Genomic DNA, 19,022 nt, shown 5'->3' with positions numbered 1-19,022 from the left:
CCTCATGCCGCGTTGGCGGTGCGCGCCAGCAGCTCTGCCGAGCGCGGCGCGTCGGCGCGTTCTTCGCCCGGCTCGTACAACACCACGGTCATCGCGGTGGTCGTCATCAGGTAGTAGTTCTGATGCAGCTTGCGGATCGGCCCATCCAGTGCCCCGCGCATGGCCAGCCACATGATCTGCTCCACGCTCTCGGCACCGCCCAGGCGCACGTAGTCGGTGTGGGTCAGATCGGTCAGCGTTTCCGGCGCGTGCTGGAAGCGGTCCAGAAACTCCATGTCCCAATCGGTGTTGTTGAAGCCGGTGCGCTCGCCATGGATCTGGTGCGACAGCCCGCCGGTGCCGACCACCACCACCCTGAGGTCTTCCGGATACGACTCGATCGCACGACGCACCGCCTGGCCCAGCCGGTAGCAGCGGCGTGCGGTCGGCAGCGGGTACTGCAGGACGTTGATCGCAATCGGCACCACCGTGCCCGGCCAGTCCGGTACATGCGGCCACAGCAGCGGCAGCGGCGCCGCACAGCCGTGGTCGATCGGCTTGTCCTGGAACACGGTCAGGTCGAATTCGTCGTTGACCAGGCACTCGGCGATATGCGCCTGCAGCTGCACGTCGCCGCGGATCGCAGGCAGATTCCGCAGCCCTGCGCCTTCGTCTGCGACCGGAAAGCGCTCGCCCACGCCCAGCGCAAAGGTCGGATACAGATCGAAGAAGAAGGTCGTGCAGTGGTCGTTATAGAAAAACACCAGCACGTCGGCCCGTTGTTCGGCCAGCCACTCGGCCACCGGCGTGTAGCCGTCGAACAACGGCTTCCATACCGGATCCTGTTGCTTGCCCTTGTCGTAGGCCACCCCGATGGTGGGAACGTGCGAGGTTCCGATGCCGCCGATGATGCTAGCCATGCTTTGCTCCTGCGATGCAGCGCTGCCAGCGAAGGCAGCGCGCACGTCATTGATTGAGTCAGGATTGACGATGCAATGGATCCCAACACGGGTGACCAACCACCCCGGATCGCCAAAACGGTATCCTTGGGATCCAAATTGCCATCAAGCGATCTCATCTGCAAGGTTTTTGTACAGGTAATTGCGAGTTTCCCCTTCGAAGGAACGTGCGCTGCGGTACGGCGCGAGAGAATGGAGCCAATGGCGAACAACCACCGATTGCAAGCGGTCCAGCAACTACGCGAATTGATCCTGTGTGGCACCTTTGCCCCGGGCGAGCGCATCACCGAGGCGGCCCTGGCCGAGCGTCTGGCCATTTCGCGCACACCCATCCGCCAGGCGTTGCCGGCGTTATGCCAGGAGGGCCTTCTGGTGCAGGTCGGCAACCGTGGCTACGCGGTCCGGCGTTTCAGCCAGCAGGAAAGCCTGGATGCCCTGGCAGTGCGAGCGCTGATGGAGGGAATGGCGGCGCGCACGGTGGCCGAACAGGGCGCGTCGGCGAGCTTGCTTTCCACCCTGCACGATTGTCTGTGCGAGGGCGACCGGCTGTTTGCCAAGCGTAGCCTCGATGCAGGCGATGAGCAGACCTACGGCGCGATCAATGCGCGCTTCCATCGCGCCATCGTGGTGGCGGCCAACAAACCGATCCTCACCGAAACGGTGGACCGCTGCACGCTGGTACCCTTCGTCAGCCCGGTCAACGTGGTGTTCGGTCAGCGCTCGGCCACCCTGGCCTATGACGATCTGTATTACGGGCACCGCCAGCATGGCGCGATTGTCGCCGCCATCGAACAACGCGATGGCGCACGTGCGGAACTGCTGTTCCGCGAACATGCCAATACACAGCGACACAGCATGGGACTGTGAATCTTGCAGATGCACGGTGCTGTGTGTCGGGTAGAACAATGGCATCGACGTGCGCGCAAGGACCGTCTGTTGTATCCGACGCATGCCCCCACGAACAGCGACACACGGTTTCATCCATCCCGCACGCCGACCACGACGGCCGGTGTGCGTGGCAGATTGCATGCGCTATAGCGAGTGCACGAACATCAGATTGAAGCTGTTGCCGGCCACCGAGTTCTCCACCTTCAGCGGCATGTATACGTTGAAATTGAACACGTTCTTTTGGTCCATGCGCCAGGACAGGCCCGGGCCCAGATAGACCTGCATGCGCTTGCTGTCCGGCACGCGCTGGTCATTGGTACGGTTGTCTTTCAACTGCTGCAGGTAGTAACCGTTCAGACCCACGCGCCATTGCTCGTTGAGTTTGAGCGAGGTAGCCAGATTGACCCACACCGCATCGCCGGCCTGGCCATTGCGAAAACGGAATCCTGGAATCGGCGGCACCCCGCCGGCGCGACTGGTGCGAAAGTTGTATAGGTAATTGATGCGTGCGCTGATTTCCCAGTCGTCGCTGGGTTGCACGGTGAATGCCCAATGCGGCGCCACCGACCAGAACCCGGTGCTCTGGTTAATCGCGGTGTCGCGGTCGAACTTGCCCACCGGCGCAAACGCGTCGATCGCGAAACGCTGAAAGAAGAACACCCGCCCATCGCGCATCACCGGCGGCATCTGCAGTGCCGGCCCGAACGAAATGTCGCCCATGCCGAAGCCGTTGCTGCTCAATCGCACCGGGCTGTCAGCGGCGAATGCGGTGTTGTAATTGACCAACGGCACGATGGCATTGAAGCTCAGCGAGCCGCTTTTCCAGGTGTAGGGCGTCACGTAGATGAGCTGTGTGAGCAGCACGCTGACGTCGACCTGCGGATCGCGAAAGGCCGGCGAGTCGTCGCCGCTCGCGTTCTTGATGGCATTCAGGTTGTAGTGACGCAAATACTCGATGACGGTCCAGCCGGGCGTCATCGAACCGAAGCCGTCCATGAAACTGGTACCGCCAAGATTGATGCCTTGTGGAGGCGCGGCTGTCTCTGGCACTGCTTGCGCCAGTGCCGCATTCGGCAATGCGACGGCGAATAACGCCCCCGCAACCAATGAACACGGCCGGCGTGACAGTGCGCGAGACAGGACAGAGCGACGACGGGCGGGGATGCGAACGCGTTCCACTGGGCGAATCTCCAATGCGAAGGGATGGATGACTGCGAGCGCGACGTGGGGAAGAAAGCGGGACGGCAACGCGCGGCGCGAAACCGGCGCCAGCACCATGCCTGGAGGGGAATGCGGCTCAGCTGCCGATGCGCAGCAACAAGGTTCCAAGGCGTTGCTTGAACAACCAACGCTCCTGCTCGAAGACCAGCACATCGTCGAAACTGCCCAGCAACGCGGGCGATTGCGCGCTCCATGGCGGCGACATCGACGTATCGCCGGCGGTGTAGAGCAGCACGTTGCTGTGCGCATGCGCCAATGTGGGCGATTGAATGTCGACCAGGGTGTTGAGCATCAGATGACAGGTGGTGCGCGGCGGGCGCTCGCGAAAGGCCTGCAGAATCGCCGCGCGGCCATGCACCGGAGCATCGGGCACGCTGGGGCGCGCGAACACGCCATCGTCGGTGAACAATGCCGCGAGTTGCTCATGGTCGTGACGATCGTTGTACAGCGCGAACCGGCGGATCAATTGCTCGCAGGCAATGATGATCGAGACATCGTCGTGCATGCAGCCTCCTTTATTTCCAGCAAACACCGGTTGGCGCGGTCAGCGAGTGCAGCAGTGACCCACGCGCCGTTTCCTCTGCGCCATCACGCGGCCTGCAACCAATCGCGCAACGCCGCCGTCACCGCAGCAGGCGCTTCCACCGGCGCCATGTGCCCGCAGTCTTCGAACACGCTCAGGCGTGCCTGGGGAATCTGCCGTGCCATGTCCTGATGCCGGGCCAGCGGGCTCCAGGCATCCTGGCGCCCGACACCCAGCAAGGTGGGGCAGCGAATCTGCGCAAGCACCGGCGCGGCATCCGGACGCTCCAGCAACGCGTTGACCTGGCCCGCAAAGCTTTGCGCGCTTTGCCGCTGCACCATCGCGCTGAGGCCTTGCATCAAAGCGGAATCGGCAATGCGTGCGGGGTGCAGCATGGGCGGCAGCCAGGCCAGCGCCAGCGCATGCATGCCCTGCGTTCGCGCCAGATCCACCAGCGCCTGACGCTCTTCGCGTTCTTCATCGCGACGCGGCGCGATGCCGGTATCGAGCAGCGCCAGCTGCGTCACCCGTTCTGGCGCCTGACGCATGATTTCCAGCGCAACCCGCCCGCCCATCGAATGCCCGGCCAACGCGAACTGCGGCGGTGCGCCAGCCAACACGTGGGCGGCCATCTGCACGATGCTGTCGAATCCGGGGAAGTCCAGCACCTGCACATCGGCCAGATCCGCCAGCGCGTCGCGCTGCGGTTGCCAGATGGCAGCGTCGCAAAGCAGGCCGCAGAGCAGCAGCAAGGTGGGTCTGGACGTATGCGCAACGGAAGTCATGGCGCGACTGTAGCCACGCCGGACGCGTGCGTCGTATGGAAGATGCGGCCTACGCTATAAGCCAAAAGGCATATAACGTCAGCATTGCCGCCTGGCGGACCGGCCTGCGGGCGCGAGGACGGTCACGCGCCGCCGGATGCGCGTTTCCACAACGCATCGACCAATGGCGGCAGTTTGCCGGCCAGGCCGAGCACCGATCCGCGCAGCAGGGTCAGGTGCATTTCGTCGTTGGAAAACACGCTGTTGATCGCATCGAAACCGTAGGCGGCCACCGTATTTTCGCTGCGGCGGGTGCGCGCCCAGCGCTGCAGCCGATGCGGCGCGGCCCAGTCCGCACGTTTGGCAAGCGCTGCGCGCACTTGCGCGCGCAGCGCAGCGACATCGCGCAGGCCCAGGTTGACGCCCTGCCCCGCCAGCGGATGCACCACATGCGCGGCGTCGCCAAGGGCCAGCACGCGGCCGCTGACGTATTGCTCCACCAATTGCCGTTGCAGCGGAAATGCAGTGCGTGCGGACACCACACGCACCTGTCCCAGGCGCGCGGCAAACGCCTGGGTCAGCTGGTGCGAAAACGCCGCATCGTCCAGTTCCAGTACGCGCTCGGCATCGCTATCGGGCAACGTCCAGACAATCGAACTGCGGCCATCGGCAAACGGCAGGAACGCCAGCGGCCCGGTGGTCAGAAAGCGCTGCCAGGCAGTAGCCTGGTGCGGCTGTTCGGTCTCCACAAAGGCAACCACGCCACGTTGTGCGTAGGCATGCCGCGACACCGGCAGGCCGGTCAGGTCGCGCAAGGTGGACGCTGCGCCATCGGCCGCGACGGCAATCGCAGCTTCCAGCCGACTGCCGTCGTCCAGGCGCAGGCGCACGCCGTTGGCGTCCTGCTCCAGTTCGGCCACGCGCGCCGGACAATGCACTTCGATCCCCGCACTGTGCACGGCCGCCCAGAGGCGATCGACCAGCAGCGCATGCTCGACGATCCAGCCAAGTTGTTCGCGGCCCAACGTGTCGGCGTCGAAACGCAGCTCGCCGCCACCGCCGGCATCCCAGACCCGCATGCGCCGATATGGCTGCACGCGCCCGGTGCGCACGCTGGCCCACACGCCAAGACTGTCGAGCAGCGCGGCGTTGTCGGCGGCGAAGGCATACACACGCAGATCGGGCTGATCGGCATGCCAGCGCGCGGGCTCGCGCCCTTCCACCAGCGCAACGCTCAAGCCGGCGTCTGCCAGCGCCAGCGCGCAGGCGGCGCCGACCACACCACCGCCGACGATCACCGCATCGCGCGTACTGCGGCGGCTCATACGCTCCCCCGGCATAGTTGCGGCACATCGCCACGAAAACCCATCGCTCCGCCGACCAGCATCGATTGCAGCGGCGCGGCCTGCGAGGTCGCGAGCAATCCCAGGCTGCGTAGCGGCCGCAGCAACGGTGCCGGGTTTCCGGTCAGCCGCGCCAGCCCGCTGGAGAAGCCGATCGTCTGCTCGCGGTCCACGCGCCGACGCGCCACATAGTCGGCCAACAGCGCGCCGGACCCGGCATCGCTGCGATCGTGTTCGATCAGCTCGGCCAATGTCAGCGCATCGCGCAAGCCCAGGTTGAAGCCCTGCGCGCCGATGGGGTGCAGCGTCTGCGCCGCGTTGCCGAGCAGCACCACGCGCTCGGCGATCAGGTGGTTGGCAAGCACCTGCACCAGCGGATAGGCGCTGCGTTCGCCGCTGGCGACAAAGCGCCCGGCGCGCCAGCCGGCCGCACGCTGCAACCGGGCCAGCCAGCCGGCCTCGTCGAGCGCGGCGACCGCCTCGGCCTCGGCGCGCGCGACGCAATGGATCGCGCCGTAGTGGCGGTCGCCCCGCGGCAGCAGCGCAGTCGGCCCATGCTCGCCGAAGCGCTCCCATGCGGTGCCATCCGGCGGCCGGGAGGCGCGCACGCGGGCCACGAACAGAGTCTGCAGGAAATCGTGCGTGTCGGTGTCGATATGCAGCAGTTCGCGCACGGCGCTGTGCGTGCCATCGGCACCGACCACCAGCCTGGCCAGGACGCGCTGTTCGCCATCGGCGGTTGCCACGCGCACCGCGCGCATGTCGTCCTGTACCGGCTCCACACCGATGCAGCGCGCCGGGCGGTAACGGCGCACGCCAGCCGTTTCGTCCAGACGTGCCTGCAAGGCGTCGCCGAAGTCGCGCGCCACCACCACCTGGCCAAAGCTGTCGCGCCCGTAGTCGACGGCCTCCAGCTGCACGCGCCCGAAATCGCCGGCGCGGCTGACGTGGATGCGCCGGATCGGGCCGGGCGGGCTGCGCAGCTTGGCCATCACCCCCAGCACGCCGAGCGCGTTGACGGTGGCCGCGGCAAAACTCAGGTTGCGTTGGTCGAACACCGCCGGCGGCGCGCCGGCCGGCGTGGCTTCGACCAGTCCGACATCCAGGCCGAGGCGGTCCAGTGCAATCGCCAGGCTGGAGCCGACCAGGCCGCCACCAACGATCAGAACGTCATGTGGGTGTGTCATCTGGCCATGATAAGCCTTCGCCCCCGGCCCGGTGGCGCCGCTGCGTGGGACATCTTGCCGCGTCTGCCGGTGCGCGCGTCGCCGCAGTCGGCGCCGGTCTTCCCACCGCCCAGCCCGGCGCCGGTCAGACCGCGGCGCGGGCGCGCCGGCTTCCACGCTACACTTCCCCCTCTGCAACCCGGCCCTTCCCGCACATGACGCCTCGCTCGCACGACAACTGGATCCTGAGCCTGCTGGCCGTGCTGATGGCGGCCACGCGGATCAATCACTTCGCCCCGGTGCCGGATGCGTCGTGGGCGGTGTTCTTCATCGGCGGATTCCATCTGGCGGCGCGCACCCGGCTGGCATTCCCGCTCTTGATGGGGCTGGCGGTCGCGGTGGACTGGCTGGTGATCACCGGCCAGGGCATGAGCTTCTGGCAGCACTACTGCGTGTCGCCGGCGTACTGGTGCCTGATTCCGGCGTATTTCGCGTTGTGGGCCGGTGGCGTCTGGCTGCGTCGGCATTACCACGGTGCGCAGTGGAGCGCGTTGGCCTGGCTGGTTCCCACCCTGCTGGTTGCCGTGGCGCTGTGCCAGCTGATCGCCCAGGGCAGCTTCTACTGGATCAGCGCCAGCGTGAGCGAGCCCACCGTGGCCGGCTGGTTCAAGAACTACACCGACTGGCTGGGGCTGTACCTGCGCAGCGCTGCGCTGTACGTGGCTGCGGCGGCGCTTGTCCAGGTCGTGGCCGAGCGCGTGATTGCTCCGCCGCGCCAGACCCACGCAGGCTGAGGTCATGGGCAACCGTCTTTCTCGTATCTATACGCGCACCGGCGACGATGGCAGCACCGGGCTGGGCGACGGCAGCCGTACCGGCAAGGACGCCTTGCGCGTCAACGCCTACGGCACCGTGGACGAAGCCAATTCGGCCATTGGGGTGCTGCTGGCGGCTCCCGGCGTCCCACCCCAGATCGCCGAGCTGCTGACCACCGTGCAGCATCAGTTGTTCGATCTGGGCGGCGAGCTCTGCATCCCCGGCCACGCCGCGATCGAGGCGGCCGATATCCAGGCGCTGGAACACCATCTGGACCACTTCAACGACAGCTTGCCGCCACTGCAGGAATTCATCCTGCCGGCCGGTGGCGAGGCGGCCGCACGCTGCCATCTGGCCCGCACCATCGTGCGCCGGGCCGAGCGCGAAACCGTCGCCCTGTCGCGCCAGGAAACGGTGCGCAGCGAGGCGATCGGTTACCTCAATCGCCTGTCCGACCTGCTGTTCGTGCTGGCGCGGGTACTGGCCCGTGTCGATGGCCAGCAGGAAGTGCTGTGGCGGCACGACCGGCGTCGCGCTTGAGCATGTGCCCGGCACCGCGGAGAGGCTAGAGTTGCCCCATGCTGGTCTTTACCCACCCCGCCTGCCTCGGCCACGACGCCGGCCCTGAGCACCCCGAGAGTCCCGCCCGCCTGGAAGCGGTGGTCGATGCCCTGCGCGCCGCCTTCCCCGATCTGGACTGGCGCGAGGCGCCACTGGCCAAGCTCGGCGACCTGTGCCGCGTGCACGAGCGCGAACAGGTCGACGCCGTGCTGGAAACCCCTTTCACCGGCTACCGCCAGCTGGACGTGGACACCCGCATGGTGCCGGCCTCGCGCGCAGCCGCCCTGCGCGCCGCCGGCGCCGGCATCGCCGCCGTGGATGCGGTGATGCAGGACCTGACCCGCACCGCCTTTTGCGCCGTCCGCCCGCCCGGCCACCACGCCACCGCGCAGGTGTCGATGGGCTTCTGCCTGTTCAACAACGTCGCCGTGGCCGCCGCCCATGCGCGCGACCGGCATGGCCTGGAGCGCATCACCATCGTCGATTTCGACGTGCATCACGGCAACGGTACCCAGGCGATCTTCGAACGCGACCCGGCCGTGCAGTACCTCAGTACCCACCAGTCCGGGCTGTACCCGCATTCGGGCAGCGTCCATGAGCGCGGCGTCGGCAATGTCCACAATCTGCTGTTGCCGCCGGGCAGCGACGGGCTGCGCTTCCGCAATGTCTGGGAGGACGAAATGCTGCCGCTGATCGATGCGTTTCGTCCGCAACTGATCCTGATCTCGGCTGGCTTCGACGCCCATCTGCGCGACCCGCTGGCCGACCTGATGCTGGACGACGACGATTTCGGCTGGCTGACCGCCGCCCTGCGCACCCTGGCCGAACGCCATGCACGCGGGCGCGTGGTCTCTCTGCTGGAAGGCGGCTACGACCTGCAGGCACTGCGCGAAAGCAGCGTGGCCCACGTCGCTGCGCTGCGCTGACTGGCAGTTGGCCCCGGTCGCCTCGATGCTGGCGATGAACCTCGCCCTCTCCGCGCCGGCGCTCTTCATTGCCCCTATGCGGGGTATACGGCAAGCTAGTCGCCATTTTATTGGTTGAACCACGCGTGCGCCGAGCTCTCCGCCTGCTGCCCCTGCCCTTGAGCATCGCCATCTGCCTCCCGGCCATGGCTGCCGACAAGCCGTTGAACTGGGGATTGTGCCCGGCCGTTGACCCGCTGCCTGGTTTCGACGGCGCCCCCGCCGCCGACGCCAAGGCGGCCGAAATGCGCCAGCAGCTGCCGACCGACATCGAAGGCGACCAGCTGTCCGGCACCAGCACCACCCCGCAGTACCAGGGCAACGTGGCGCTCAAGCGCGGCGATCAGTTCCTGGGCGCAGACAACCTGCGCATGGATACCGAGACCGGCAACTACATCGCCGAAGGCAATGTGCGCTACCAGGACACCTCCTTCCGCATGGTCGCCGACCGTGCCGAAGGCAACCAGGACACCGACGCCCACAAGGTCACCAACATCCAGTACCAGCTGGTGGACCGGCGTGGCAACGGCGGCGCCGAATCCGTGGACCTGCAGGGCCAGGTCGGGCAGATGCACCGCTCCACCTATACCACCTGCGATCCCTCGCAGCCGATCTGGCGCGTGCGCGCGCCGGAGATCGATGTCGACAATGAAGAGGGCTTCGGCACCGCACGCAACGCCGTGCTGCAGATCGGCAAGGTGCCGGTGCTGTACTTCCCGTGGTTCAAGTTCCCGATCGACGACCGTCGCCAGACCGGCCTGCTGTTTCCGCAGTTTGGCCTGTCCGGACGTAACGGCTTCGATTACCTGCAGCCGATCTACCTGAATCTGGCGCCGAACTACGATGCCACCTTGCTGCCGCGCTACATGAGCAAGCGCGGTTTCATGTTCGGTACCGAGTTCCGCTACCTGTACGACGGCGGTCGCGGCGAAATCACCGGTAACTACCTGCCCAACGACAAGTTGCGCGATAAGGACCGTGGCAGCGTCTTCTACAGCGGCTACCATGACGTTAACAAATACTGGCAGGCGCGCAGCAGCATTTCCTGGGTCAGCGATACCCGCTATGTGGAAGACTTCACTAGCCGCCTGAACGGCATGGGCTCGGCGTCCAGCCTGCAGAGCACCATCGGTATCTACGGCACCGGCGAAACCTGGACCGCCGGCCTGATGGCCGACCGCTGGCAGCTGACCGACTACACCCTGGACGAGCGAGCCCTGCCCTACAACCGGCAGCCGCGCGCCTATTTCACCTGGGAAAAGCCGTTCGGCATTTTCGAAGCCGGTGTCTATGCCGAGGCGGTGCGCTTCACGCATGACGATTCGTATCGGGTGGACTTCATCCCGAACACCAACGGCAACGGCAACAACAACAACGGCGACGAATACGTCCGCACCAATATCCGTAATTACGAGTATGGCAGCGGCTCGCGCCTGGACGTCAAACCCTACATCTCGATGCCGCTGTCGGGCGCAGCCTGGTTTGTGACGCCGACGGTCGCCTGGCGCTACACCGCCTACCAACTGGATTCGACGCTGGCCACCACCCTGCCGTTGACTGGTGATCGCACGCCCACGCGCAGCCTGCCGATCGCTTCGCTGGATGCCGGCCTGTACTTCGATCGTGAGACCTCGCTGTTCGGCACGAACTATCTCAATACGCTGGAACCGCGCATGTACTACCTGTACGTGCCATACCGCGACCAAGACGACCTACCGGTCTTCGATACCCGTCCGTTCACCTTCAGCTACGGCCAGCTGTTTCGAGACACACGCTACACCGGCGCAGACCGTCAGAACGATGCCAACCAGCTGACACTGGCAGTGACTTCGCGCTGGCTGCGCCAGGACGATGGGCGCGAAAAGCTTTCGCTGAGCGCCGGCCAGATCCTGTACTTCAACGATTCGCTGGTGACGATCAACAACAGCACCAATGCCGCTGCCGGCAGCGAGCAACCCGTTCAGCAGGGCAAGTCCGCCTGGGTGGCCGATGCCAACTACATGATCAACGACCGCTGGTCGATGGGTGCCACCTATCAATGGAACCCGAATTCGCGCAAGGAAGATCTGGCCAGTCTGCGCACGCGCTATCTGCTGGGCAACGACGGCATCATCAATCTGGCGTACCGGTATCGTCGCGATCTGATCAGTAACAACGACCAGCTCAAGCAGGCCGACTTCTCGTTCCTGTATCCGATCAACCCTACCTGGAGTGCGGTCGGACGCTATTACTACTCGCTGCTGGACCGCAAGCCGCTGGAAATCATCGGCGGCGTGCAGTGGGACAGCTGCTGCCTGGCGGTGCGCGCGCTGGTGCGCCGGTTCGTGCGTAACCGCGACGGCGAGATGGACAACTCGATCCAGTTCGAGTTCGTGCTCAAGGGCTTGAGCTCGTTCGGCCAGAACACGGACCGCACTTTGCGCCGTGCTATTCTCGGTTATTACCGCGACGACCTGTACCTGGTCCCGCCCAGCAACACCACGACCAATCCGGACGATTACGATCCGAACCTGATTCCATGACCAAGCCTTTCTCTGTTCTTCTTGCCTCGTTGCTGGTAATCACCAGCACGGTCTCGCCGCTGGCATCGGCGCAGCAATCCCAGCCGCTGGATCGTATCGCCGCTATCGTGGACGAAGACGTGGTGCTGCAGAGCGAGCTCGATCGCGCTGTGCGCAACGTCAAGTCGCAGTACGCCGGTCGCGAAAACCAGCTGCCGCCGGACGATGTCCTGCAGCGGCAGGTGCTTGAGCGCCTGGTCCTGGTCAAGTTGCAGGTCGGCCGCGCCGACGGCAGCGGCATCCGCGTCAGCGACGAGGAACTCAACCGCGCCATTGCCAGCATCGCCCAGCAGAACGGCACCACCGTGGATGGCCTGCGCCAGAAGCTGGCCGCCGATGGCATGGCCTACGGCGATTTCCGCGCCTCGGTGCGCGACGAAATCATCGTGCAGCGCCTGCGCCAGAGCTTTGCGCAGAGCCGCATCAGCGTGAGCGAAGGCGAAGTGGATACCGCGCTGGCCCAACAGGCCACGACCGGTAGCCAATACCACCTGGCGCATATCCTGGTTGGCCTGCCGGAAGGCGCGACTGCCGACCAGATCGCCACCGGGCAAAAGAAGGTCGATGGCGTCAAGGCCCTGATCGACAAGGGCGAACTGGACTTCTCTGCGGCAGCGGTGCGTTATTCGGATAGCCCCAACGCGCTGGAAGGCGGCGACCTGGGCTGGCGTAGCCTGGACGAAATCCCCAACGCATTTGCCCAGCTGATCCGCGACATGCAGCCCGGCCAGGTCGCAGGACCGCTACGTGGTCCCAGCGGGTTCCAGCTGCTCAAGCTGGTGGAAATGCGCGACGCCAATGCCGGCGGCGAAAAGAAGATGGTCACCGAATACAACGCGCGCCACATCTTGGTCCGCATCGGCGACAACCAGACCGACGCACAGGCCAAGGCCAAGATCGACACGCTGCGGGCACGCATCGCCGGCGGCGCCGACTTCCAGGCAACGGCCAAGGAGTCCTCCGAAGACACCAATAGCCGTGGCCAGGGTGGCGATCTGGGTTGGTTCCCGGCCGACGCGTTCGGCCCGGATTTCGGCAAGCAGGTCGAAGGCCTGGCCGACGGTGCGGTGTCCGAACCGTTCCGCACGCAGGCCGGTTGGCACATCGTGCAGCGCGTCGGCAGCCGTCAGACCGACGTCAGCGCGGAAAACCAGCGTGCGCAGGTCCGTGAAACCATCGGCCGCCGCAAGCTGGAAGAGGAATACAACCGCTACCTGCAGGAACTGCGTGGCGAGGCATATGTGAGCTACCGCACCGGCGATCGCGCCGACGGCAACGCGACTGCCGAGCCGACCAAGAGCGCAGAACCGGCTGCCCCGACCCCGCCGCCGGCACAGCCGGCGCGCTGAGTCGGTGATGGTGCCGTCGCTCGCGCTGGTGCCAGGCGAGCCGGCCGGAATCGGGCCGGAGCTGTGCATCCGGCTCGTCCAGCAGCCGCGCTCCGATGCGCAGCTGGTTGCCTACGCCGACCCCGATACCCTGAACAGCGCCGCCAAGGCGCTGTCCTTGTCTGTGCGCCTGCTCGATCCAGACCAGCCGGCACGCATGCCCGGCGATCTGCCGCTGTTTCCGATTCGTCAGGCCGTCCCGACCCGCTTCGGCACCGCCGACCCGGCCAATGCAGCGGCCGTCATTGCCGGCCTGCGTACCGCCGCCGGCGACTGCCTTGCCGGACGTCTGCAAGGCATCGTGACCGGCCCGGTGCACAAGGCGATCATCAACGCCGGCGGAATCGCCTACACCGGCACCACCGAATTGCTGGCCGAACAGGCCCACTGCCCGGTGGTGATGATGCTGGCCAACAGCATCGTGCGCGTGGCACTGGTGACCACGCATCTGCCGCTGCGCGCGGTGGCCGATGCGATCACCGCCGACGCGGTTGCGCGCTGCCTGCGCATCACCCATGCCGCGATGCGCCGCGACTTCGGCCTGGAAAACCCGCGTCTCGCCGTGCTCGGCCTCAACCCCCACGCAGGCGAAGACGGTCACCTGGGCCGCGAAGAACTGGACATCATCATCCCGGTGCTGGAGCGGCTGCGCGACGAAGGCATGCAGCTGATCGGCCCGTTGCCGGCCGACACCGCCTTTCTGCCGCAGAAGCTGGGCGGTTTCGATGCGGTGGTGGCGATGTACCACGACCAGGGCCTGCCGGTACTCAAGTACAGCGGTTTCGAGCAGGCGGTGAACATCACGCTGGGCCTGCCCTACCCGCGCGTGGCGGTGGATCACGGCACAGCGCTGGACCTGGCCGGGCGCGGCATCGCCGATCCCTCCAGCCTGATGGCGGCAACGGCGTTGTGCGCACGCCTGGCGGCACGCAGCTAACGTCGCGTCGCTGCTGCGCGATCGCCGCAGGTTAGATGACTTCCCTCGCCATTACCGCAGCCACACGCAGCACCGACACCGCGTGCAGCCGCCGGCTCCGTTAAACTGCGCGCATGAATCCTTCCTTCAGCGCACCGGCCAAGAAGTCGCTTGGCCAGCACTTTCTTGCCGACCGGTATTACATCGACCGGATCGTCCAGGCGGTGGACCCGCGCGCCGGCCAGCACCTGGTCGAAATCGGTCCCGGCCAGGGCGCCATCACCTTCCCGCTGCTGCGCAAGCATGGCGCGTTGACGGTGATCGAGTTCGATCGCGACCTGATCGCACCATTGACCGAGGCGGCCGCACCGATCGGCGAGCTGAGCATCATCCACCGCGACGTGCTCAGCGTGGATTTCACCGAACTGGCCAACGGCACGCCGATCCGGCTGGTCGGCAACCTGCCTTACAACATCTCCTCGCCGATCCTGTTCCACGCGCTGGACCACGCCGCTGCAGTGGCCGACATGCACTTCATGCTGCAGAAGGAAGTGGTCGACCGCATGGCCGCCGGTCCCGGCAGCAAGGTCTATGGCCGGCTCAGCGTGATGCTGCAGGCGTATTGCGAGGTCACCGCACTGTTCGTGGTGCCGCCAGGCGCGTTCCGACCGCCGCCGAAGGTGGACTCGGCGGTGGTGCGGCTGGTGCCGCGCGATGCGGCCACGGTCATGATCAACGACCGCCGCCGCTTTGCCGATGTGGTGCGCGCCGGCTTCGGGCAGCGTCGCAAGACGCTGCGCAATGCCTTGTCCAGCGTTTGCGAGCCCGCGCATTTCGAGGCGGCTGGCGTGCGGCCGGATGCCCGCGCCGAACAACTCGAGGTCGCCGATTTCATCCGGCTGGCCAATGTCGAGCTGGCTTGAGCGCCGCTCCCACGCCGTTTTATTTAGACTTTCCCCATGCAAGATGATCCACGCTATCGGGTCGAGGTCGAGGTGTCGCCGCGCTTCCTCGCCCAGCAATCGACCCCGGAAGAAGGCCACTTTGCCTTCGCCTACAGCATCCGCATCCACAACGCGGGTGCCGTGCCCGCGCGCCTGATCGCACGCCATTGGCAGATCACCGACGCCAACGGCCGCACCGAGCAGGTGGACGGCGAAGGCGTGGTCGGCGAGCAGCCGTGGCTGCGCCCCGGCGAAGCCTTCCATTACACCTCCGGTGTACTGCTGGAAACCGAGCAGGGCCAGATGCAAGGCCACTACGACATGGTGGCCGACGATGGCACCGAATTCACCGCCCCGATCGCCGCCTTCGTGCTGAGCGTACCCAGGACGCTGCACTGATGACTGCTGGATTGATGGAGCGCACGCGATGAGCGTCTGGGCAATTGGCGACCTGCAAGGGTGCTACGACATCACCCAGCGATTGCTGGAGAAGATCAATTTCGACCCGGCACATGACACGCTGTGGTTCTGCGGCGACCTGGTCAACCGCGGCGGGCAATCGCTGGAAACGCTGCGGCTGGTGCATTCACTGCGCGCGCACAGCGTGGTGGTACTGGGCAATCATGACCTGTCGCTGCTGGCGATCGGCGCGCGCTCGGAAGAAGAGCAGCGCAAGGTCAACCCGGATCTGCAGCGCATCGTGCTGGCCGAGGACCGCGACGTGCTGCTGGACTGGCTGCGCATGCAGAAGCTGGCGCACGTGGACCGCGAACTGGGCTGGATGATGATCCACGCCGGACTGGCGCCGAAATGGACCACGCAGCTGGCCGAAAAACATGCGCGCGAGGTCGAGCAGCAGCTACAGGGCGGCGGCTATCGCAAACTGTTGCGCAACATGTATGGCGATCAGCCGGGCTGGTCGCCAGGTTTGAGCGGATACGACCGCAGCCGCGCGATCATCAACCTGTTCACGCGCATGCGCTATTGCACGCCGCGCGGGCGCATAGCCACCGACGACAAGGGCACGCCGGGCACGCAGGCACAAGGACTCTACCCGTGGTTCGAGGTGCCGGGCCGGGTCGAGCGCGATCTCAAGATCGTGTGCGGCCACTGGTCCGCGCTGGGGCTCACCATTACCCAGGGCGTGCATGCCATCGATACCGGCGCGGTGTGGGGCGGCAAGCTCACCGCCCTGCAGCTGGATACCGAGGAGCTGCGTGTGGTGCAGGTGCCGGGGCGCGAGGTCACCGCCCCCGCCGCCCCTGCTGCAAACGCGCCGCGGCGTCCCCGCGAAGGCCAGGGCCGCCCGCGCGGGCGTGGCCGTGGACGTGGCGGAAACGGCACCGGCGGTGGCGCTGGTGGCAGCGGCGGCGCCAATGGCAAGGGCACCGCCGCGCCCAATGCCGGCGAAACCGGCGCCGGCACCACACGTCCAGCCGGCCCGGCAGCGGAATAAGCCTCCGGCCGCCGTCGCGGCCTGGGCGTGGTGCTCAAGCCAGCGCCGACTGCGCGCGTTGCGCTTCCAGCGCGCGCACACGCGGCAGCACTTCTCGGCCGAAGTACTCCACCTCTTCGATGAAGTGCAGGAAGCCGCACAGCACCAGATCCACGCCCACCTCCTGCAGGGCCAGGATGCGCTCGGCGATCTGTTGTGGCGTACCGATCAGGTTGGTGCGGAAACCGTCGTTGTACTGCACCAGGTCCTCGAAGGTGGAGGTGGCCCAATTGCCCTCGCCCTCCGGCGAGGCCTGCCCGGCCTGCCGCGCGGCATCGGCGAACGCCCTGACCGCATCGACATGCGCATGCGCGATGATTTCCTGCAGCACCGCCTGCGCCTCCTGTTCGGTCTCGCGCGCGATCACGAAGGCGTTGACGCCGACACGAACGCGGTGGCCGTTGGCGGCCGCCTTGGTCTGCAGGTCCTGGATCTGTATGCGCAACTGCTCCGGCGTGTTGCCATTGGTGAAATACCAATCCGACACGCTTGCCGCGTTGTCGCGCGCCGCGCGCGAACTTCCGCCTTGAAAGATCTCCGGGTGCGGCTTCTGCAGCGGTTTGGGACTGAGGGTGTAGTTGTTGAAACGGTAGAAATCGCCATGGAAACTGAAGGCATCCTGGGTCCAGATCCCCTTCAGCACCTGGATGAATTCCCTGGAGCGCCGATAGCGCTCGTCGTGTTCCAGCCACGGCTCCCCAATGGCAACGAACTCGCCCTTGAACCAGCCGCTGACCACATTGATCGCAATGCGTCCGTTGCTGATGTGGTCGATGGTGGCGATCTGCTTGGCCACCACGGCCGGCGCCCAGGGGCCGGGCAGGATAGCGGCCAATACCTTCAGGCGCGAGGTGGAATGCAGCAAGGCCTGACTGAAGGACACCGACTCATGCTGATGCTCGGCGCCATAGCCGGCGGTAAAACGGATCTGGGTCAGCGCGTAATCGAAGCCGGCGTGTTCGGCGGCCTGCGCCAGCCGCACGTTATAGTCCAGGCTCCAGTCGGTGCGCTGCTCGATCGTGCTGACAACCAGCCCGCCGCTGACATTGGGAACCCAGTAGGCGAAGCTCAGCGGCGCAGCGTTGGACGAATGGCTCATTGGAAACTCCTGCGAGGATAAGGATTGGACGGCGGACTGCGCGCTGCCGGTCTTCTTCGGTGCTGGAAAGCACATGCATTGCGCTTTGCAAATACGACGCGCGTACGCGGGTCACCGCCATCGCATGCAACGCACATCGCGTGCCATGCTTATCTCTGCGCGACATGTCGACATGCCCGCCGTGCGATCCACATCGCGTTGACCAACATCGCGCGCCGCGCGAAAACAATTGACTCGCCAGCGAACGACCCAATACGACAACGCGATGCAACCTTGCGGGCTACGCAAACACGATCTGGCTGCGCGATACCGCGCCGATATCGGTGATGTACACGCATCCACGCGACCTTGTTCGTAAAGCCCGGGCGATCACTCCAGCAGCCACGTCGCTACCCAGCGCGTGACTGCACTGCACGCACCGGGCGTTATTGAAACGAACAATGTCACGCGTGTGATTCGTCCTGCATGCCGCACTGGATGAATGTATCCAACCAGGAAAATGCGCAAACTGCTGATCCGATGTTTCCCTGCAAACAGTTTTTGGGCGCTTATCTCCGCGCGCTCTATCCTCATACTCGTTACGTCATGAAGACCGCATCGAAAATGGCTTGAAACAGCTAATTTTCTGCAATTTCATTAGATCATTCTCAATCCTGCTAAGCGCACGCCATCGCCGATGGCGCTTTGCCATTGCACTGCATCGCGCCATGCAGTCAGATGCAATTGCTCGTGATTGACACGTCGACGCATGTTGCTTCCGCGTTTTATGTCGCTGCAGCAACAGCAAGCATGTCTGGATGGCACGGAGTTTGCGTGACAGCTCGACACGCCCCCCTACAGGAATCTCGCATGCGCACTCCGTTGAATGTCGTTGCCGTCTCCGGCAGCACCTCGCGCCCTTCGCGCAGCCTGGCCCTGGCAGAGGCCACCCTGGCAGAGCTGGCGCAGCACCTGGCCATCAAGCCCAGCATCATCCAGCTCGGCGATATCGCAAGGCCCTTGGGCACGGCGCAATGGCGCAGCGACGTCGACGCAACTACGGAACAGGCCTTGCGCCAGGTCGAAACGGCAGACCTGCTGCTGGTCGTCGCACCGGTGTATCGCGGATCGTATCCAGGCTTGCTCAAGCATCTGTTCGACCTGATCGACATGCACGCACTGATCGACACGCCGGTGTTGCTGGCCGCTACCGGCGGCAGCGAACGGCATGCATTGGTCATCGATCACCAACTGCGGCCATTGTTCGCGTTCTTCCAGGCGCTGACGCTACCGATCGGCATCTATGCCAGCGAAAGCGATTTCCACGATTACCGGGTGGTCGATCAAGCGCTGTGCCAGCGTATCGCACTGGCCGCCGAACGCGCTGCCGGCGTGCTGGGCGTGCGCCCCGATGCGCGACTGCGCATCGCCTGATCCGGTTCGCCGGCGCGATGC

The 19,022-nt window shown here is 65.6% G+C and carries 18 protein-coding genes; 11 read left to right on the top strand and 7 right to left on the bottom strand.

All coding sequences use genetic code 11. From position 1 onward, the window contains the following. Nucleotides 1-2 precede the first annotated feature (2 nt). On the bottom strand, nucleotides 3-899 hold the full coding sequence (locus VZ068_RS05125; RefSeq protein ID WP_259154297.1) for a gallate dioxygenase: 897 nt from the start codon (nucleotides 897-899) through the stop codon (nucleotides 3-5). 231 nt (nucleotides 900-1,130) lie between these two features. Between VZ068_RS05125 and VZ068_RS05120 the strand changes: the two genes are divergently transcribed. Next, a complete protein-coding gene (locus VZ068_RS05120) occupies nucleotides 1,131-1,805 on the top strand; it encodes a GntR family transcriptional regulator (protein WP_259168304.1) in 675 nt (224 codons plus the stop codon). Nucleotides 1,806-1,970: 165 nt separating this feature from the next. Here VZ068_RS05120 and VZ068_RS05115 read toward each other — a convergent pair whose 3' ends face one another. The 5 genes from VZ068_RS05115 to ubiH form a co-directional block, all read right to left on the bottom strand. Beyond that, nucleotides 1,971-3,005 carry a transporter gene (locus VZ068_RS05115; protein WP_349657098.1) on the bottom strand — a complete coding sequence of 345 codons (1,035 nt, stop codon included), beginning with the start codon at nucleotides 3,003-3,005 and terminating at the stop codon, nucleotides 1,971-1,973. Between the two features lie 118 nt (nucleotides 3,006-3,123). Next, nucleotides 3,124-3,552 carry a nuclear transport factor 2 family protein gene (locus tag VZ068_RS05110; RefSeq protein WP_349657097.1) on the bottom strand — a complete coding sequence of 143 codons (429 nt, stop codon included), beginning with the start codon at nucleotides 3,550-3,552 and terminating at the stop codon, nucleotides 3,124-3,126. Between the two features lie 83 nt (nucleotides 3,553-3,635). Continuing rightward, complete coding sequence (locus tag VZ068_RS05105; RefSeq protein WP_349657096.1) at nucleotides 3,636-4,355, bottom strand: alpha/beta fold hydrolase; 720 nt, start codon at nucleotides 4,353-4,355, stop codon at nucleotides 3,636-3,638. A gap of 122 nt (nucleotides 4,356-4,477) precedes the next feature. Next, nucleotides 4,478-5,659: a UbiH/UbiF family hydroxylase gene (locus tag VZ068_RS05100; protein ID WP_349657095.1), complete on the bottom strand. Its 1,182-nt coding sequence runs from the start codon at nucleotides 5,657-5,659 to the stop codon at nucleotides 4,478-4,480. Beyond that, complete coding sequence (gene ubiH / locus VZ068_RS05095) at nucleotides 5,656-6,864, bottom strand: 2-octaprenyl-6-methoxyphenyl hydroxylase (protein ID WP_349657094.1); 1,209 nt, start codon at nucleotides 6,862-6,864, stop codon at nucleotides 5,656-5,658. Before ubiH ends, VZ068_RS05100 begins: the two co-directional genes overlap by 4 nt. A 194-nt stretch (nucleotides 6,865-7,058) precedes the next feature. Between ubiH and VZ068_RS05090 the strand changes: the two genes are divergently transcribed. From VZ068_RS05090 to VZ068_RS05050, 9 genes are all read left to right on the top strand, one after another. Next, on the top strand, nucleotides 7,059-7,637 hold the full coding sequence (locus VZ068_RS05090) for a hypothetical protein (RefSeq protein ID WP_349657093.1): 579 nt from the start codon (nucleotides 7,059-7,061) through the stop codon (nucleotides 7,635-7,637). Nucleotides 7,638-7,641: 4 nt separating this feature from the next. Beyond that, nucleotides 7,642-8,199 (top strand): cob(I)yrinic acid a,c-diamide adenosyltransferase, encoded by a 558-nt coding sequence (locus tag VZ068_RS05085; protein WP_349657092.1) that lies wholly within the window; start codon nucleotides 7,642-7,644, stop codon nucleotides 8,197-8,199. A gap of 38 nt (nucleotides 8,200-8,237) precedes the next feature. After that, nucleotides 8,238-9,146, top strand: coding sequence for a histone deacetylase family protein (locus VZ068_RS05080; protein ID WP_259154322.1), 909 nt, complete (start codon nucleotides 8,238-8,240; stop codon nucleotides 9,144-9,146). A gap of 125 nt (nucleotides 9,147-9,271) precedes the next feature. After that, nucleotides 9,272-11,707 (top strand): LPS-assembly protein LptD, encoded by a 2,436-nt coding sequence (gene lptD, locus VZ068_RS05075; protein WP_349657091.1) that lies wholly within the window; start codon nucleotides 9,272-9,274, stop codon nucleotides 11,705-11,707. Then, entirely contained in the window at nucleotides 11,704-13,095 is a 1,392-nt protein-coding gene (locus VZ068_RS05070; protein WP_259154326.1) for a peptidylprolyl isomerase, read from the top strand. Before lptD ends, VZ068_RS05070 begins: the two co-directional genes overlap by 4 nt. Nucleotides 13,096-13,102: 7 nt before the next feature. Continuing rightward, the gene (pdxA, locus tag VZ068_RS05065) at nucleotides 13,103-14,071 is read left to right on the top strand and encodes a 4-hydroxythreonine-4-phosphate dehydrogenase PdxA (protein WP_349657090.1); all 969 of its coding nucleotides are present in this window, start codon (nucleotides 13,103-13,105) and stop codon (nucleotides 14,069-14,071) included. Between the two features lie 113 nt (nucleotides 14,072-14,184). Continuing rightward, nucleotides 14,185-14,973: a 16S rRNA (adenine(1518)-N(6)/adenine(1519)-N(6))-dimethyltransferase RsmA gene (gene rsmA / locus VZ068_RS05060; protein ID WP_349657089.1), complete on the top strand. Its 789-nt coding sequence runs from the start codon at nucleotides 14,185-14,187 to the stop codon at nucleotides 14,971-14,973. 36 nt (nucleotides 14,974-15,009) lie between these two features. Continuing rightward, nucleotides 15,010-15,393 (top strand): Co2+/Mg2+ efflux protein ApaG, encoded by a 384-nt coding sequence (gene apaG, locus VZ068_RS05055; RefSeq protein ID WP_349657088.1) that lies wholly within the window; start codon nucleotides 15,010-15,012, stop codon nucleotides 15,391-15,393. Nucleotides 15,394-15,421: 28 nt separating this feature from the next. Then, nucleotides 15,422-16,450, top strand: coding sequence for a symmetrical bis(5'-nucleosyl)-tetraphosphatase (locus tag VZ068_RS05050; RefSeq protein ID WP_349657087.1), 1,029 nt, complete (start codon nucleotides 15,422-15,424; stop codon nucleotides 16,448-16,450). A gap of 34 nt (nucleotides 16,451-16,484) precedes the next feature. Here the strand turns inward: VZ068_RS05050 and sfnG are convergent, their stop codons facing one another. Further along, on the bottom strand, nucleotides 16,485-17,588 hold the full coding sequence (gene sfnG, locus VZ068_RS05045) for a dimethylsulfone monooxygenase SfnG (protein WP_259168282.1): 1,104 nt from the start codon (nucleotides 17,586-17,588) through the stop codon (nucleotides 16,485-16,487). An 849-nt stretch (nucleotides 17,589-18,437) separates the two neighbouring features. Between sfnG and msuE the strand changes: the two genes are divergently transcribed. Next, the gene (msuE, locus tag VZ068_RS05040) at nucleotides 18,438-19,001 is read left to right on the top strand and encodes an FMN reductase (protein WP_349657086.1); all 564 of its coding nucleotides are present in this window, start codon (nucleotides 18,438-18,440) and stop codon (nucleotides 18,999-19,001) included. Nucleotides 19,002-19,022: the final 21 nt, after the last annotated feature.

Source organism: Xanthomonas sp. 10-10, from assembly GCF_040182365.1.
In the GTDB taxonomy this organism is placed as follows: domain Bacteria; phylum Pseudomonadota; class Gammaproteobacteria; order Xanthomonadales; family Xanthomonadaceae; genus Xanthomonas; species Xanthomonas arboricola_F.
This window is presented reverse-complemented; position numbering and strand designations above follow the sequence as displayed.